This window comes from Pseudomonas sp. Leaf129, from assembly GCF_001423465.1.
GTDB classification, from domain to species: Bacteria; Pseudomonadota; Gammaproteobacteria; order Pseudomonadales; family Pseudomonadaceae; genus Aquipseudomonas; species Aquipseudomonas coleopterorum.
On record NZ_LMOC01000001.1, the window covers coordinates 1378155 to 1393223 of the forward strand.

Here is a 15069-nt window from a genome sequence, read left to right on the forward strand (position 1 = left end):
TTCGTGCCCGCAGCACGGGCACCATGGGTACAGACGGCATCCAGAATGTATTTGAACACTTACGAAATCTGGTCGGATTGTCCTACAAAACCGCTCTAGCCGGAGTGTTTCAGGCTATAGCGTTGCGATCAAAATGTTGGTAGCTTGCGCCTCAGTGCCCCCCTAGAGTTAAAACAATGAAAAGACTAATGCTCAAGACCACTCTCGGCCTCGCTGTCACTCTGGCATCCGGCCAACTCTTCGCTGCCGGCTTTGCCCTCAACGAACAAAGCATCAGCGGCATGGGCACCGGCTTCGCCGGGCGCTCGTCGTCCGCCGAAGACGCCAGCACCGTCTATGGCAACCCGGCCGGCATGTCGCGTATCAAACGTGAACAGGTCAGCGTCGGCGCCGCAGCCATCGTCGCCAAGACCGACCTCAGCGGGCGCGGGACCTTCGGCGGCAGCAACGACGGCGACATGGTGCCGTTCGTTGGCGTTCCGATGGGCTACTACGTCAAGCCGCTGGATGACAACTGGACGGTCGGTTTGGGCCTCTACGCCCCGTTCGGCCTGGTCACCGACTATGAAAGCGGGTTCGCTGGCCGGTACTGGGCTGACAAGAGCCATGTGGCCGTCGTCACCCTGCAGCCCACCATCAGCTATGCCTTCAACGACCGCGTTTCGATCGGCTTCGGCCCGACCATCAACCGCCTCGAAGGCGAGCTGACATCGGCCACGCTGAACCGTGCCACACCCGGCCGCAACGACGGTGAAGTCAAGATCAAGGGCGACGACACCGCCGTGGGCTTCAACGTCGGCGTGCTCGTGCAGGCCACTGACGACACCCGCCTGGGCCTGACCTACCACTCCAAGGTCAAGTACAAGCTCGATGGCCATACCAAGGTCGAGGGTTCGGGTTTCGGGCCGTTCAACGGCAGCAAGTACGACGCCTCGCTGGACATCGACACGCCTGAGTCGGTGGACTTCTCGGTCACCCACGAGCTCAACCAGGACTGGACCCTGTACGCAGGCAGCACCTGGACCCGCTGGAGCCGCTTGAAGGAAATTTCGGTCGAGAACGACGGCGTGCCTGCGCTGCTGCGTCCCTCGATCGGCACCATCACCGAGGAGCAGAACTGGCATGACACCTGGTCCCATGCCGTGGGCGCCGCCTACAAGCTGAACAAGCAGTGGACGTTGCGCACAGGATTCTCGGTCGACCAGTCGCCGACCAACAACACCAACCGCTCGCCACGCATCCCGACGGGTGACCGCGCCATTCTCAGCTTTGGTGCTGGATGGAGCCCGACCGACGACCTGACCTTCGACTTCGCCTATTCCTACCTGAAGGAAGAAGACACGAAGATCAATCTGGTCAGCGCCACCAAGGGTGCCTACCAGGCCAAGTACGAGAACAGCGCACATGGCTTCGGCACTTCCGTGACCTATCGCTTCTGACCGATCGGTTCACAGCAAAAGCCCCGACACGTTCGGGGCTTTTTCATGTTCAGGCTCAGCACAGGCTCATGTTCAACTGCAGCAAGGCCAGGCCGCCCTGCTGCCATCCCCACCACGCCAGCCCCAACAGCCCCAGCAGCACAGCCGCCAAAGCCAGTGGCAGACTTCGCCACCTGTTCATGCTGTCGCACCCTGCGCTTGCAGCCGTGCAACAGGCCGCTCGCGCACCGGCCAATTGAGCGCTCCTGCAAGCAGGCTCAGGGCAATCGACAATTGCCAGACCAGGTCATAGCTGCCGGTCTGGTCGTACACCAGACCGCCCAGCCAGCCGCCGAGAAACGCCCCCAACTGGTGAAAGAGAAACACGATCCCACCGAGCATCGACAGGTTGCGCACGCCGAACAGGGTCGCCACCGTGCCATTGGTCAAGGGAACCGTGGACAGCCAGAGCAAGCCCATCGCCATGCCGAACAGGCAGGCGCTGAAGGTGGTCACCGGGAACCACAGAAACAGCACGATCACCACGGCACGCAGCAGATACAACGCGGTGAGCAAGCGCGGTTTGGACATGCGACCGCCCAGCCAGCCGGCGGTGTAGGTGCCGACAATGTTGAACAGGCCGATGAGCGCGAGCACGGTGGTGCCCACGCTCGCGGGAAGGTGCTGATCGACCAGATAGGAAGGCAGGTGCACGCCGATGAACACCACCTGAAAACCACAGACGAAAAAGCCCAGCGCCAACAGCCAGAAGCCCGAGTGACTGCAGGCTTCGCGCAGCGCCTGGCCCAGGGTCTGCTCAGGACCCTGGCTCGGCAGTGGTCGGTCCTTGAGCAAGCGTACCAGCGGCACGATGAACGCTACCAGCACGCCCATCACCAGCAAGGCTGCGGACCAGCCCAGCCAACTGATGAGGCCGAGGGTGCCTGGCAGCATCGCGAACTGGCCAAACGAGCCGGCCGCGCTGGCGATGCCCATGCCCATGCTGCGGTGCTCGGCTGGCAGGGCTCGCCCGACCACCCCCAGGATCACCGAGAAGGACGTGCCGGAAAGCCCCAGACCGATCAGCAGACCTGCGCTGAGGGTCAGGCTCAGCTCGGAATTGGCCAGGCCCATGCAGCCCAGGCCGACCGCATAGAGCACACCACCCAGCGCCACCACTCGCCCGGCGCCGAAGCGGTCAGCCAAGGCGCCGGCGAAGGGCTGGGCCAGTCCCCAGATCAGGTTCTGCAGGGCAATGGCGAGGGCGAACACGCCTCGCCCCCAACCGAATTCTGCGCTCATGGGCGCCAGAAACAAGCCGAAGCCGTGACGAATGCCCAAGGACAGGGCGAGGATCAACGCTGCGCCGAGCAGCACCCAGCCGCTGGTACGCCATACCGATGTCATTATTGTGTGCTCCGGGCAGGAAGGGACAGGCTGCCCGATTGTATGCCTGTTCAGCGCTGACAGGCAGCATCCCGTGCACGGCCATGGAGGGTGATGTCTACAGCGCGGCGACGAGCAGCACCAGCAGTTCAAGCAATTCGAGCATGGCACCGGCGGTGTCACCCGTGGTGCCACCCAGGCGCCGGATCATCTGGCGCCGCAATGCCCAAAAGCCCACCAGCACCAACAGACTGATCCAGCCCCCACAGAACCCTAGACTGGCGAGCGCGACAGCGCCCAATACCCAACGCCCGGCACGGCGTGGCAAGTGGTCGGCCAACGCCTGGCCCAGCCCACCGGCACGCACGTACGATGTGCTCATGAACAGGCCGAGCATGGCGGCTCGCGCCAGCACCGGAGCCAGGACCAGAGCGGCCTGCTGGCCCTGTTCGAGCAAGGCCAGCAGCGCGCAGAACTTGAGCAGCAGCACCAGCACCAGGGTGACCACGGCCATGGGTCCGCTGCGCGGGTCCTTCATGATCAGCAAGGTGCGTTCGCGGTCGCCGAATCCACCCAGCCAGGCATCGGCGCTGTCCGCCAGCCCGTCCAGATGCAACCCGCCGCTGAGCACCACCCACAGCGTCAGCAGCAACGCCGCATGCAGAAGTATCGGCGTTCCAGCGAGCAGAGCGTTGGCAACCCACAAGAGTGCGCCAAACAGCAACCCCACGGCCGGATAGAACAACAGCGAACGGCCCGACGCCTGGGCACTGGGCATGCCAGGCAAGCGCACTGGCAGACTGCTTAGAAACTGCAGGGCGATCCAGAAGGGCAGCATGCTCAGGACCGCTCGCTCAAGCGGCCGTCGGCCGCCATCGTCACGCTGAACAAGGCACCGTGGCCGACCTCGACCTGAAGCAGCTGTTCGCGTGGCAGGCCGCGCGCTTCGGCCAGCAGCAGGCGCATGACCCCACCGTGCACCACCAGCAGCAACCGCTCGCCCGGATACTGCAGGTGCAGCCTGCTCAACGCGGCATGGATGCGCGCGGAGAAATCCAGCATGGGCTCGCCGTCGGGCGGCGTGAACGCATAGGGATCGTTCCAGAACAGGCCCAGACCGGCTTCATCGGTCTGCATCAACTGCGCGGCGCTCAGCCCTTCCCAGGCACCGAAGTGCAGCTCTTGCAAACCGGCGTCGACGCTCAGCGGCAGCCCGCGTTGTTCGGCCAGCACCTGGGCAAAGCGTGCACAGCGCTGCAGTGGCGAGCTGACGATCCGGTCCCAGCCGGAGCGCTCGGCGACTGCCGCATGCAACTGCGACCAGCCGCGTTCGGTCAGGGCATCGTCGAGGCTGCCGCGAAAGCCGCCGATCTCGGTTTCGCCATGGCGCAGCAGGTCCAGGTGCAGGGTCATGCCGGGCGGTCCGCCACGGCGGCTTCGGCGAAGGTCGCCATCTGCCCGTGCAGGTCGCACGCCAGGCGCAACAGCGGCACCGCCAGTGCCGCACCGCTGCCCTCACCCAGACGCAAGCCAAGCTGCAACAACGGTTGCCCGTCGAGCGCCGCAAGTACGTGACGATGGCCCGGCTCGGCGCCGTTGTGCGCGAACAGCAGCCAAGGCCGAATGGACGGATTCAACTGCACCGCCACCAGCGCAGCGACGCTGCAGATGAAGCCGTCGACCAGCACCGCAATGCCCTCCTGAGCACAGGCCAGGTAGGCGCCGACCAGCGCGGCGACTTCGAAGCCGCCGAAGCAGAACAAGCGTTGCAAAGGCTCATCGGGCAGGTCGGCGTGAACCTGCAAGGCCCGCTCGATGACCCGTACCTTGTGCGCCACACCGGCAGCGTCCAGGCCCGTGCCCGGCCCTGCCAGATCGGCCACCTCGCACGCCAGGGACGCACAGGCCAGGGCGGTGGCGGACGTCGTGTTGCCGATGCCCATTTCACCGCCGATGAACAGTTCGCTGCCGCCGGCCTTGGCTCGCAACACGCTGTCGCGACCGGCCTGCAGTGCCTGCAGGCCTTGCTCGAAGCTCATCGCTGGAGCCTCGATGAAATTGCGCGTACCGGCGGCGATGCGTACATGCTGCACGCCGGGCAAGTCGTTGAGTGGCGTGGCGGTTCCCAGGTCCACGACCTCCAGGCGCGCCGCCAGGCGACGGGCCAATACGCTGATGGCCGCCCCGCCGTTGACGAAGTTGTGCACCATCTGCGCGGTGACTTCCTGCGGATAGGGTGAGACACCCTCGGCGACGATGCCGTGATCTGCAGCGAACACCGTGATCCAGACCTGTTCGACCGAAGGTTTGAGTCGACCTTGCAGCGCCGCCAGTTGCACGGCGGTCTGCTCGAGCGCGCCCAGCGAGCCGGCTGGCTTGGTCAACTGCTGCTGACGCTCCAGCGCCTGACGATGAACGTTCGCATCGGGTGCACGGGCAGTTTGCAGCCACCAGGCTGAGTTCATAACGCAGGTCCTTTCAGTATCATGGGGAGGCCGGCCACGGTGAACACCACCCGCTCGCAACGTTCGGCCAATGCCTGGTGCAGCAGGCCGGCCTCGTCGACGAAGCGCCGGGTCAGCTCGCCCAAAGGCACCACGCCCAAGCCGGTTTCGTTGCTCACGAAGAGGATCTCACCTGGCAGGCTGGATAAGGTTTCAAGCAGCGCCTCGCGCTCTGCGCTCAGACGCTGTGCATCGTCGAGCATGAGCAGGTTGGTCAACCACAGGGTCAGGCAATCGACCAGCAGACAGCGATCCGCCCGCGCCTGGCTGCGCAGCACCTGCGCCAGGGCCAAGGGCTCTTCCACCAGCCCCCAGTGGTCGGGACGACGCGCACGGTGCAAAGCCACACGCTGGTCGAACTCGCCGTCCAGCGGTTGGCTGGTCGCAATGTAGATCACCTCGAGCTGGCTGTCGGCGGCCAGTCGTTCGGCCAGGCGGCTCTTGCCCGAGCGGGCGCCACCCAGAATCAGTTGCAGCATGTCAAACACTCCCGCCAGGCAGGCTACACAGTTCACGCAGGCGAGCGGTGTCCAGATGCCGCTCGACCAGATCGGCCAGGCGTTCGATGTCCGCTTCACGCAGGGCGTGGTAGTCCACCGATTGCACGTCGGCGAGCCCCGCCCAGCGCAGCAGTGCCACGGACGACTGCGGCGCTTCGAACAGCCCATGCAGGTACGTGCCCAGGATCTGCCCGTCCGCGCTGATCGCGCCGTCGCGCCGACCATCACTGAGCTGCACGGCCGGACTCTCGAGCGCCGCGCCGACGGTGACGCCGGCGTGAATCTCGTAGCCGCTGACAGCGGCCTGTTCGAGGCTCAATTGGCCAGTGACGTTGCGCAACTGTTTTTCCGCATGCAATTGGGTGGTGAACTCCAGCAGGCCCAGGCCTGCACTGGAACCGGCGGCGCCTTCGAGTCCCAAGGGGTCATCGATGCGCGTGCCGAGCATTTGCAGGCCGCCGCAGATCCCCAGCACCTTGCCGCCGTAACGCAGGTGGCGGTTGATCGCCTCTTCCCAACCCTGGGCCCTCAGGTGGGCCAGATCGGCGCGCACGCTCTTGGAGCCGGGCAGGATGATCAGGTCAGCCGGGGGGATATCGTCACCTGCGCCGATGAACTGCAGGTCGACCTGCGGGTGCAGGCGCAGCGGATCGAAATCGGTGTGGTTGCTGATGCGTGGCAGCACCGGCACGATCACCTTGAGCACGGTGTCGGCCTTGCCCGACTGACGCCGATCCAGGCCGTCTTCGGCTTCCAGGTGCAAGTCCATGACGTAGGGCAGCACACCGATCACCGGCTTGCCGGTGCGGGCTTCCAGCCAATCCAGGCCAGGTTGGAGCAAGGCGATGTCGCCGCGAAAGCGATTGATGATGAAGCCCTGCACTCGCGCCTGCTCAGTGGGCGAGAGCAATTCCAGGGTGCCGACCAGATGGGCGAAGACGCCGCCACGGTTGATGTCGGCGATCAGCAGCACCGGGCAGTCGACCGTTTCGGCGAAGCCCATGTTGGCGATGTCGCCGGCGCGCAGGTTGATCTCGGCCGGCGACCCGGCGCCTTCGACCATCACCACATCGTACGTGTCGTTCAAACGCTGGTGCGACGCCAGTACCGCCTGCATGGCGATGGCCTTGTAGTCGTGATAGGCGACCGCGTTCATGGTGGTCACGGCACGGCCGTGAATGATCACCTGGGCACCGGTGTCGCTGTTGGGCTTGAGCAACACCGGGTTCATGTCGGTGTGCGGCTCAAGGTACGCGGCCTGGGCCTGCACGGCCTGGGCGCGACCGATCTCGCCGCCGTCGGCGGTCACCGCGCTGTTGAGGGCCATGTTCTGCGGCTTGAACGGCACCACGGCGACACCCTGGCGGGTCAGCCAGCGGCACAGCGCGGTGACCAGCGTGCTTTTGCCGGCATCGGACGTCGTGCCCTGGACCATCAATGTGCTCATGCCAAGTGCTCCCGATAGTCGCTCAGGGCAGCGTCGAGTCGCGCCCAGTCACCCTCGTCGGCCGGCAGGCCGAAGCGCAGGCGGCTGTCCTGTTTGAACAGCCTCACCAGGATGCCATGCCGGGCCAGAAACCCCTGCAGGTGCTCGGCCTGCGCGCACGATACCGACTGGAAGAGCGCGCAGCCGCCCTGAGGCGCCAGACCGTGATGCTGCAGGCACCGCAGCAGGCGCTCACTGGCCTGCGCGCAGCGGGCAATCTGGGCACGCTGTGCAGCCTCGTCGAGCAGGCACGCCTGGCCCAATCGTCGTGTCGGACCGCTGACGGCCCAGGGCCCGATCAGCTCGGCCAGCGACCGCAGCAGGCGCGGCTCGCCCAGGACGAAGCCCAGGCGCACGCCTGCCAGGCCGAAGAACTTGCCGAACGAGCGCAGCACGATCAGTCCGGGCTGAACACCGTGCCTTGCCAGACTGCCCTGCGGCGTGTTGTCCATGAAGGCCTCGTCGACCACCAGCCACCCGCCGCGACCGTTCAACCGGGCGTTCCAGGCCAACAGCCGCTCGGTGGACAGCAACCGCCCGGTCGGGTTGTTCGGGTTGACCACAACCAGCACGTCGAGGCTGTCGATGAAGTGCTCGACTTCCTCTTCGTTGAGTTCCCGCACCACATGCCCGGCCTGGCGCCAGCCTTCGGCGTGTTCGGCGTAACACGGCGACAGCACCCCTACCCGACCGCTGCGACGCAGGCGTGGCAGTGTCTGGATCGCCGCCTGCGAACCCGGCACCGGCAGTACATGCTGGAAACCGTAATAGCCGCGTGCAGCGTCTTCCAGGCCGTCGTCGTTTTCCGGCAGCCGGGCCCAGGCACGGGGCGCGATGTCGGGAATGGGGAACGCCCAAGGGGCGATACCGGTGGACAGGTCGACCCAGTCCGCTTCGGCAATGCCGTAATCGAGCACTGCCTGGCGCAAGCGCCCTCCGTGTTCAAGCATCGATCAAGCCTCCCAGGCACAGTACCAGCAGCCATAGCCAGACGCCGTGCCGGACCAGGTTCCAACCGCGCTCGATGGCGTCGGCATCGGCCGGCACGCCTTCGCCCAGCACGGCGCGCTCATGCAGTTCGCCGTGGTAGATCGCCGGGCCACCGAGTTGCACACCGAGCGCGCCGGCGCCCGCCGCCATCACCGGGCCGGCGTTGGGGCTGTCCCACTGCGGTGCCTGTTGGCGCCAGCAACGCAGGGCCGGGCGGGTCTTGCCCAGGACCGCGTAGGTGAGCGCGACCAGGCGCGCCGGAATGTAGTTGAGCACGTCGTCGATTCGCGCCGCGGCCCAGCCAAAGCGTTCGAAACGTTCGTTGCGATAGCCCCACATGGCGTCCAGCGTATTGCTCAGCCGGTAGAGAACGACCCCAGGGGCGCCGGCCACGACGAACCAGAAGATGGCCGCGAACACGGCGTCACTGCCGTTTTCCAGCACCGATTCGGTACCGGCGCGGGCCACCGCTTCGGCGTCGAGCGCTTCGGTCTGTCGGCTGACCAGGTAGCCGACCCGCTGACGCGCAGCGTCCAGGTCGTCGCTGCGCAGCGCCTGGGCCACGGGCATCACGTGCTCACCCAGGCTACGCATGCCCAGCGCCAGGTACAGCGCGAAAATCTCGACCAGCCAGCCCACCAGCGGCAGCCAGGACAGCACCGTGGCCAGCAGGGTCAAGGGCACCACAGCCAGGAACCAGGCGGTGACGCCGTGGCTGCGCCAGCCACGCCCGGCGCGGTTGAAGCGTGTTTCGATGCGATTGGCCAGACGGCCGAAAGCCACCAGCGGATGGTGCTTGCGCGGCTCGCCCAAAAGGGCATCGAGCGCCACCCCGGCGACCGTCATCAACGCAATACTCACAACGATGTTCCCCACTGGTTTTCGTACAGCATCTGTTCGAGTGGCTGGCCTGCTGCCCAGCCCTGCAGTTCCAGCATGGGCGCTTCGTAGAATTGCTCGACCGGCCCCAGGCACAGCACCGCCACCGGCTTGGCCCCGGCGGGCATGCCCAGCACCTGGGCCAGGGCCTGGGGATCGAACAGCGATACCCAACCCATGCCCAGGCCTTCGGCGCGTGCGGCCAGCCACAGGTTCTGGATGGCGCAGGAGACCGAGGCCAGGTCCATTTCCGGCAAGGTCCGGCGGCCGAACACATGGCGCTCGCGATCGTCCATCAGCGCGGCCACCAGCACCTCGGCGCAGTCATTGATGCCCTCGACCTTGAGTTGCATGAACTGGTCGGAGCGCTCGCCCATGGCCTGCGCGGTGCGAAGCCGCTCCTCCTCGACCAGGGCCTGGATGCGGCCGCGCAAGGCCCGGTCGCTGATACGGACAAAGCGCCACGGTTGCATCAGCCCGACACTGGGCCCTTGATGGGCAGCCGCCAGTAAGCGGGCGAGCAGCGCGGGAGGCACGCTGCCGCCGATGAAGTGGCGCATGTCGCGGCGTTCGGCAATGACACGGTAGATGGCGGCGCGCTCGCTGTCGCTGTACGGCTCACTCATGAGTCGGCCCGTTCGCCTGTGCGTCGAGGTGAAGATCGGGCGCGAACAGCGCCGCCACTGCCGCAGGATTTGAAGGGAAATAGAAATGCACGTAGGAGGCCGTCATCCGCCCCTGGCGGTAAACCGCCTCGGCGCCACGACCGCCATTGGGGCTCACGCCACGCGCGATCGGCTGCAGTTCGGTACTGGTCAGCGAATGGTGGTAGGTGTGCCCGCGCAGGACGCCCTCAGGCAGCTCGACCGCCTGCAAAGCGAGGGCGGCCAGGCGTTTCTGCATGACCGCCTCGCCCGGCAGCAACCCCAGCAGCTCGGCGCGGGCGCCGTCGACATCGGTCAGCGCGTCGAGCAGGTAGAGCATGCCGCCGCATTCGGCCAACAGCGGTTTGTCCGCTGCGTGATGGGCACGAATGTCGGCGAGCATCGAAGTATTGGCGGCGAGCGCCAGGTGATGCAGCTCCGGGTAGCCGCCGGGCAGGTAAAGGCTGTCGCACGCGGGCAGGTGCGCATCGTGCAGCGGCGAGAAGAACACCAGCTCGGCGCCCATGCCGCGTAGTACATCGAGGCTGGCGTCATAGACGAAGGCGAAAGCGGCATCGCGGGCCACGGCGATGCGCACGCCGTCGAGGAGGCGCGCAACTGGGTGTTCGACCGGGACGGCGAACGTGACCGCGGGCGGCAAGGCCACCTCGCACGTCTGCGCAAGGGCCGCAGCCGCGGCATCCAGACGGGTGTCCAGATCGTTGAGCTCGCTGGCCTGCACCAACCCCAGATGGCGGCTGGGCAATTCGATCCCGGTTTCCCGGGACAAGGCCCCGTACCAGCGCAGCCCCTGGGTCAGGCTGCCTTCGAGCAACTGCGCATGGCGCACGGTGCCGACACGGTTGGCCAGGACGCCGGCAAACGGCAGGTCGGGCTGGTAACAGGCCAGACCCAGCGCCAGGGCGCCGAAAGTCTGCGCCATGGCCGTGCCGTCGATCACCGCCAGCACGGGAACACCGAAATGGCGCGCCAGGTCAGCGCTCGAGGGTGTACCGTCGAACAGCCCCATGACGCCCTCGATGAGGATGATGTCGGCTTCCTCGGCCGCTTCCCACAGCAGCCGCCGGCTGTCCTGCTCGCCGACCATCCACATGTCCAATTGATAGACCGGAGCGCCGCTGGCCCTGGCCAGGATCATCGGATCGAGAAAATCCGGGCCGCACTTGAACACCCGCACGCGGCGGCCCTGATTGCGATGCAGGCGCGCCAGAGCGGCGGTGACGGTGGTCTTGCCCTGCCCGGAGGCCGGCGCGGCGATCAGCACCGCCGGGCACTGGCGCGGTTCGGTCATAGCTCGATGCCCTTCTGGGCACGGATGCCGGCCTGGAAAGCGTGCTTGATCATGCCCATTTCGGTCACCGTGTCGGCCAGCTCGATCAGCTCGGGCTTGGCGCCACGGCCGGTGACGATCACATGCTGCATGGGGGGACGCGCCTGCAGATCGCTCAGCACCGTGTCCAGATCGAGATACCCGTGCTTGAGCGCGATATTGAGTTCGTCGAGCACTACCAGGCCAATGCCGGGATCGCGCAGCAGTTGCCTGGAGACTTCCCAGGCCGCTTCGGCGGCCGCGATGTCACGCTGGCGATCCTGGGTTTCCCAGGTGAAACCTTCGCCCATCACGTGGTAGCGCACCTGCTCGGGAAAGCGCCGGAAGAACAGCTCCTCGCCGGTGCTGTTGCGCCCCTTGATGAACTGCACCACGCCGCACTGCAAGTCGTGGCCCATGGCCCGCGCGAGCATGCCGAAGGCCGAGCTGCTCTTGCCCTTGCCGTTACCGCTGAGCACCAGCAGCAAGCCACATTGGTTGGGGGAGTTGGCGATGCGTTCGTCGATCACGGCTTTCTTGCGCAGCATACGCGCCAGGTGACGGGCGTCGCGCTCGGCTGTTTCGTTCATGGTGGCTCTCCGCTACACCTGCGCGCAGGCGGCATCGACGCGACACCGTGGCCGACTGGCCGGACAGTGAACGTCAATGCCGCTCTCCCCGCGCGACAGAAGATGGATCAGGGCACGCCCCAGGCCCACGCCATCGTGGGATGAACGCAGGTTCTGCAACGAGCCGTAAAAAGTGCACCAGGCCGGTCTCCGGGCTCACGAGCGGGGTCTGTACACCCAGGCGACACGCCTTCCCGAATCGCTTCAGTGGCATCGTGTGCAGCCTTGACTCGTCTACCGTTGCGGGGGCAGCGCCGGCATTGCGCGTAAACGCTGCGCACCGGCTTCCCTGTTTCACCCGGGTCGATCGCCTGATCGCCGAGCACCTGGAACAGCCGCGCAGGTTAGAGGGTTGCGCCCGGAGCGTCAATTGATCCACCACCGCTGCTGACGGACAACGCGGTTGAACCTTGCTCAGGCCCGGTGCCTCTACCCTGTGTGAACAAAACCTCAGAGAGCCCGACCATGCACAAGACCCGCCTCGCAACATTGATCCTGCTGGCCGCCGGCCTCGCCGCCTGTGGTGAAACGTCATCGTTGCAGGTCAGCGACGGGACCGGGCCCTCGCCCAAACTGCCCGAGCCCAACAAGACCCTGATCCCCACCGTCAACATCGCACCGGCCGTAGGCTGGGCCGAAGGGGGCAAGCCCACGGCGGCGCCCGGTACTCAAGTGGCCGCCTTCGCCGCGGACCTGGACCACCCACGCTGGCTGTACGTGCTGCCCAACGGGGACGTGTTGGTGGCTGAAACCAACTCCCCGGCCAAGCCGGACGACAGCAAAGGCATACGTGGCTTCGTCATGGAGAAGGTGATGAGCCGCGCCGGCGCGGGCGTGCCCAGCGCCAACCGGATTTCGCTGTTGCGCGACAAGGACGGTGACGGTGTGGCCGAAACCCGCACGGTCTTCATCGCCAACCTCAACTCGCCCTTCGGCATGACCCTGGTCGGCAACGATTTCTATGTGGCGGACACCGACAAGCTGCTGCGCTTCAAGTACACCGACGGCGCCACCTCGATCAGCAGCGCGGGCGAGAAAGTCGTCGACCTGCCGGGCGGCACGCTCAACCACCACTGGACCAAGAACGTCATCGCCAGCCCCGACGGCAAGAAGCTCTACGTCACCGTCGGCTCGAACAGCAACGTTGGCGAAAACGGCATGGACCAGGAACAGGGTCGTGCAGCGATCTGGGAAGTGGACGCTGCCACCGGCCAGCACCGCATCTTCGCCTCGGGTTTGCGCAACCCCAACGGCATGGCCTGGGAACCGAAGACCGGCAAGCTGTGGACAGCCGTGAACGAACGTGACGAAATCGGCAGCGACCTGGTGCCCGACTACATCACTTCGGTCAAGGACGGTGGCTTCTATGGCTGGCCCTACAGTTACTACGGTCAGCACGTAGACGTGCGTGTCGAACCGCAGAATCCTGAGCTGGTGGCCAAGGCCATTGCTCCCGATTACGCAGTCGGCCCGCACACCGCTTCGCTGGGCCTGAGTTTCGCCGACGGCAGTGGCTTGCCCGCACCTTTCACCACCGGCGCCCTGATCGGCCAGCATGGTTCCTGGAACCGCAAGCCGCACAGTGGTTACAAGGTGGTGTTCGTACCGTTTGTGGACGGCAAGCCGAGCGGTCAGCCGATCGATCTGCTGAGCGGTTTTCTCAATTCAGACGAGAAGGCCATGGGTCGCCCGGTCGCGGTATTGCCCGATCACAAGGGTGGAGTGCTGGTTGCGGACGATGTGGGCAACAAGATCTGGCGAGTCACTGCCGCCAAGTGATATGGCTTGAACAGGGCGAGGACACTCGCCCTGTTGCCGTCACGGGTTGCGGGCCAACTGGCCGGGTTGCAGCACCCGCTTGGCGTTGAGGTAGGCTTTCTGCCAATAGGGCTTGTTCAGGTAATCGAGCTTGACCGTACCGCCACTCGACGGTGCGTGCACGAAACGTCCCTCACCCACATAGATCCCCGCGTGGCTGACCTGCGAGCCGCCGCTGGTGGCGAAGAACACCAAGTCACCGGACTGCAGGTGGGACTGGTCGACATCGGGGGAGCGCATGACGATCATTTCCCGAGTCGAGCGCGGCAACGCGATACCGGCGGCGTCGCGGTAGACGAAGCTGATCAGGCCGCTGCAGTCGAAGCCCGAGTCGGGTGTATTACCTCCCCAGCGGTACGGTGTACCTACCAATCCCAATGCCCGAAACAGCACGTCGTCGGCAGCGCCGACCATGTCGTTGTTCGGGTTCTTGACGATCGGGTTGATGACCTTGGGCCTCACCACCTTGGCCGGAGGCGCGCTGGCGCACCCGGCGAGGATGGCGGCCATTGCGATTGAAGCGAACACGCGTGCCTGGGTAGACATGTACCGAACCATCCTGAGCCAACTGCCGTAATAGACTAGATTCATTACCCGAAAACACAAACGGCGCTGAGGTTTTCACCTCACCGCCGCTTTGTTGCGCTGCGTCTGTTATTTGCTGGAGATCATCGTGGCAGGCGCCATGGCCAAGGCCCGCTTGGCCTCGATGAAGGTCTTGCTCCAGTAGCTGTCGCCCAGGCTGTCGACTCGTACACCACCGCTGCGGCGGCTGCTGGAGTGAATGAACTGGTCATCGCCCAGGTAGATGCCGGCATGGCTGACACGACCGCGGCCGTTGGTGCTGAAGAACAGCAGATCACCCGGCTTGAGCTTGTTGCGTGCGACCAGAGGCGCCTTGACGTTGATCATTTCGCGAGTCGATCGCGGCAGGTTCATGCCCGCCTCTTCGCGAAACAGATAACCGATGAAACCGCTGCAATCGAAACCCGACGCCTTGTCGGTGCCACCGAAACGGTAGCGGGTGCCGATCAGGGATTTGCCACGTTCCAGAATGCTGTCGGCCAGGATCGGCAGGCTGTAGGCCTTGCTGCCGTCGAACTGGGCCAGTTCGTCTTCGGTGGCGATTTCGTCTTCGAAAACCAGCGAGGCCTTCGAGGGGGATTGATGCGGCTGGACGGCGGTGACCGGGTCCAGGACCTGCTGCTGGGAGACCGGGGCTTGCGCCGCGCAACCGACCAGAAGGGTCAACAGTGCGATGGGCACGAGGGGTGCTAAGCGATTGAGCATGGGCACGACCGTGACAAGGAATAGTTGAGAAGTGGCGACTATACCCGTCTGGCGATTATTTGCAAATTCAATCGAACGAAATGTGACTCCGGAGAATTATGCTGACATCTAACGCCCCGTTTTGCAGCCCTGCGGATGGGCTTTTGCACGGTAATAGCCCAAAATCCCCGGAATCATTGGGCGATAAATGGTCGC

Annotated in this window: 16 protein-coding genes and 1 riboswitch; of the genes, 2 read left to right on the top strand and 14 right to left on the bottom strand. The window is 65.3% G+C overall.

The window, feature by feature from the left end:
• Positions 1-176: 176 nt before the first annotated feature.
• A complete protein-coding gene (locus ASF66_RS06000) occupies positions 177-1439 on the top strand; it encodes an OmpP1/FadL family transporter (protein ID WP_056843121.1) in 1263 nt (420 codons plus the stop codon).
• Between the two features lie 55 nt (positions 1440-1494).
• Here ASF66_RS06000 and ASF66_RS23040 read toward each other — a convergent pair whose 3' ends face one another.
• From ASF66_RS23040 to cobO, 12 genes are all read right to left on the bottom strand, one after another.
• On the bottom strand, positions 1495-1620 hold the full coding sequence (locus ASF66_RS23040) for a hypothetical protein (protein ID WP_269083340.1): 126 nt from the start codon (positions 1618-1620) through the stop codon (positions 1495-1497).
• Positions 1617-2825 carry an MFS transporter gene (locus ASF66_RS06005; RefSeq protein ID WP_056843122.1) on the bottom strand — a complete coding sequence of 403 codons (1209 nt, stop codon included), beginning with the start codon at positions 2823-2825 and terminating at the stop codon, positions 1617-1619. The genes ASF66_RS23040 and ASF66_RS06005 overlap by 4 nt, the downstream gene beginning before the upstream one ends.
• Positions 2826-2922: 97 nt before the next feature.
• The gene (locus ASF66_RS06010; protein ID WP_056843123.1) at positions 2923-3642 is read right to left on the bottom strand and encodes an adenosylcobinamide-GDP ribazoletransferase; all 720 of its coding nucleotides are present in this window, start codon (positions 3640-3642) and stop codon (positions 2923-2925) included.
• Positions 3643-3644: 2 nt separating this feature from the next.
• Positions 3645-4217, bottom strand: coding sequence for an alpha-ribazole phosphatase family protein (gene cobC / locus ASF66_RS06015; protein ID WP_056843124.1), 573 nt, complete (start codon positions 4215-4217; stop codon positions 3645-3647).
• Positions 4214-5269 (bottom strand): nicotinate-nucleotide--dimethylbenzimidazole phosphoribosyltransferase, encoded by a 1056-nt coding sequence (gene cobT / locus ASF66_RS06020; RefSeq protein WP_056843125.1) that lies wholly within the window; start codon positions 5267-5269, stop codon positions 4214-4216. The genes cobC and cobT overlap by 4 nt, the downstream gene beginning before the upstream one ends.
• Positions 5266-5787 (bottom strand): bifunctional adenosylcobinamide kinase/adenosylcobinamide-phosphate guanylyltransferase, encoded by a 522-nt coding sequence (gene cobU / locus ASF66_RS06025; RefSeq protein WP_056843126.1) that lies wholly within the window; start codon positions 5785-5787, stop codon positions 5266-5268. The genes cobT and cobU overlap by 4 nt, the downstream gene beginning before the upstream one ends.
• A gap of 1 nt (position 5788) precedes the next feature.
• Entirely contained in the window at positions 5789-7255 is a 1467-nt protein-coding gene (locus tag ASF66_RS06030; protein ID WP_056843127.1) for a cobyric acid synthase, read from the bottom strand.
• Positions 7252-8244, bottom strand: a complete 993-nt coding sequence (gene cobD / locus ASF66_RS06035; RefSeq protein ID WP_056843128.1) for a threonine-phosphate decarboxylase CobD — start codon at positions 8242-8244, stop codon at positions 7252-7254. Before cobD ends, ASF66_RS06030 begins: the two co-directional genes overlap by 4 nt.
• Positions 8237-9130 (bottom strand): adenosylcobinamide-phosphate synthase CbiB, encoded by an 894-nt coding sequence (gene cbiB, locus ASF66_RS06040; RefSeq protein WP_162240075.1) that lies wholly within the window; start codon positions 9128-9130, stop codon positions 8237-8239. The genes cobD and cbiB overlap by 8 nt, the downstream gene beginning before the upstream one ends.
• A gap of 11 nt (positions 9131-9141) precedes the next feature.
• Positions 9142-9789, bottom strand: coding sequence for a 5,6-dimethylbenzimidazole synthase (gene bluB / locus ASF66_RS06045; protein WP_056843130.1), 648 nt, complete (start codon positions 9787-9789; stop codon positions 9142-9144).
• Positions 9782-11119: a cobyrinate a,c-diamide synthase gene (locus tag ASF66_RS06050; protein ID WP_056843131.1), complete on the bottom strand. Its 1338-nt coding sequence runs from the start codon at positions 11117-11119 to the stop codon at positions 9782-9784. The genes bluB and ASF66_RS06050 overlap by 8 nt, the downstream gene beginning before the upstream one ends.
• Positions 11116-11727, bottom strand: a complete 612-nt coding sequence (cobO, locus tag ASF66_RS06055; protein ID WP_056843132.1) for a cob(I)yrinic acid a,c-diamide adenosyltransferase — start codon at positions 11725-11727, stop codon at positions 11116-11118. The genes ASF66_RS06050 and cobO overlap by 4 nt, the downstream gene beginning before the upstream one ends.
• A gap of 163 nt (positions 11728-11890) precedes the next feature.
• A riboswitch (cobalamin riboswitch) is annotated at positions 11891-12111 on the bottom strand.
• Positions 12112-12231: 120 nt separating this feature from the next.
• Here cobO and ASF66_RS06060 point away from each other — a divergent pair.
• The gene (locus ASF66_RS06060; protein ID WP_056843133.1) at positions 12232-13545 is read left to right on the top strand and encodes a PQQ-dependent sugar dehydrogenase; all 1314 of its coding nucleotides are present in this window, start codon (positions 12232-12234) and stop codon (positions 13543-13545) included.
• Between the two features lie 39 nt (positions 13546-13584).
• On the opposite strand, the gene ASF66_RS06065 is transcribed toward ASF66_RS06060, so the two are convergent.
• Complete coding sequence (locus ASF66_RS06065) at positions 13585-14130, bottom strand: C40 family peptidase (RefSeq protein WP_049859064.1); 546 nt, start codon at positions 14128-14130, stop codon at positions 13585-13587.
• Positions 14131-14238: 108 nt separating this feature from the next.
• A complete protein-coding gene (locus ASF66_RS06070; protein WP_049859063.1) occupies positions 14239-14874 on the bottom strand; it encodes a C40 family peptidase in 636 nt (211 codons plus the stop codon).
• Between the last annotated feature and the right edge of the window lie 195 nt (positions 14875-15069).

Excerpts from the sequence above, each read along its gene's own strand:
- ASF66_RS06010 (WP_056843123.1), bottom strand. The coding sequence starts at position 3,642 with ATGCTGCCCTTCTGGATCGCCCTGCAGTTTCTAAGCAGTCTGCCAGTG.
- ASF66_RS06065 (WP_049859064.1), bottom strand. The coding sequence starts at position 14,130 with ATGTCTACCCAGGCACGCGTGTTCGCTTCAATCGCAATGGCCGCCATC.
- cobT (WP_056843125.1), bottom strand. The coding sequence starts at position 5,269 with ATGAACTCAGCCTGGTGGCTGCAAACTGCCCGTGCACCCGATGCGAAC.
- cobC (WP_056843124.1), bottom strand. The coding sequence starts at position 4,217 with ATGACCCTGCACCTGGACCTGCTGCGCCATGGCGAAACCGAGATCGGC.
- ASF66_RS06000 (WP_056843121.1), top strand. The coding sequence starts at position 177 with ATGAAAAGACTAATGCTCAAGACCACTCTCGGCCTCGCTGTCACTCTG.
- cobO (WP_056843132.1), bottom strand. The coding sequence starts at position 11,727 with ATGAACGAAACAGCCGAGCGCGACGCCCGTCACCTGGCGCGTATGCTG.
- cobU (WP_056843126.1), bottom strand. The coding sequence starts at position 5,787 with ATGCTGCAACTGATTCTGGGTGGCGCCCGCTCGGGCAAGAGCCGCCTG.
- ASF66_RS06070 (WP_049859063.1), bottom strand. The coding sequence starts at position 14,874 with ATGCTCAATCGCTTAGCACCCCTCGTGCCCATCGCACTGTTGACCCTT.
- ASF66_RS06060 (WP_056843133.1), top strand. The coding sequence starts at position 12,232 with ATGCACAAGACCCGCCTCGCAACATTGATCCTGCTGGCCGCCGGCCTC.
- ASF66_RS06050 (WP_056843131.1), bottom strand. The coding sequence starts at position 11,119 with ATGACCGAACCGCGCCAGTGCCCGGCGGTGCTGATCGCCGCGCCGGCC.
- ASF66_RS23040 (WP_269083340.1), bottom strand. The coding sequence starts at position 1,620 with ATGAACAGGTGGCGAAGTCTGCCACTGGCTTTGGCGGCTGTGCTGCTG.
- ASF66_RS06005 (WP_056843122.1), bottom strand. The coding sequence starts at position 2,825 with ATGACATCGGTATGGCGTACCAGCGGCTGGGTGCTGCTCGGCGCAGCG.
- cbiB (WP_162240075.1), bottom strand. The coding sequence starts at position 9,130 with ATGACGGTCGCCGGGGTGGCGCTCGATGCCCTTTTGGGCGAGCCGCGC.
- bluB (WP_056843130.1), bottom strand. The coding sequence starts at position 9,789 with ATGAGTGAGCCGTACAGCGACAGCGAGCGCGCCGCCATCTACCGTGTC.
- cobD (WP_056843128.1), bottom strand. The coding sequence starts at position 8,244 with ATGCTTGAACACGGAGGGCGCTTGCGCCAGGCAGTGCTCGATTACGGC.
- ASF66_RS06030 (WP_056843127.1), bottom strand. The coding sequence starts at position 7,255 with ATGAGCACATTGATGGTCCAGGGCACGACGTCCGATGCCGGCAAAAGC.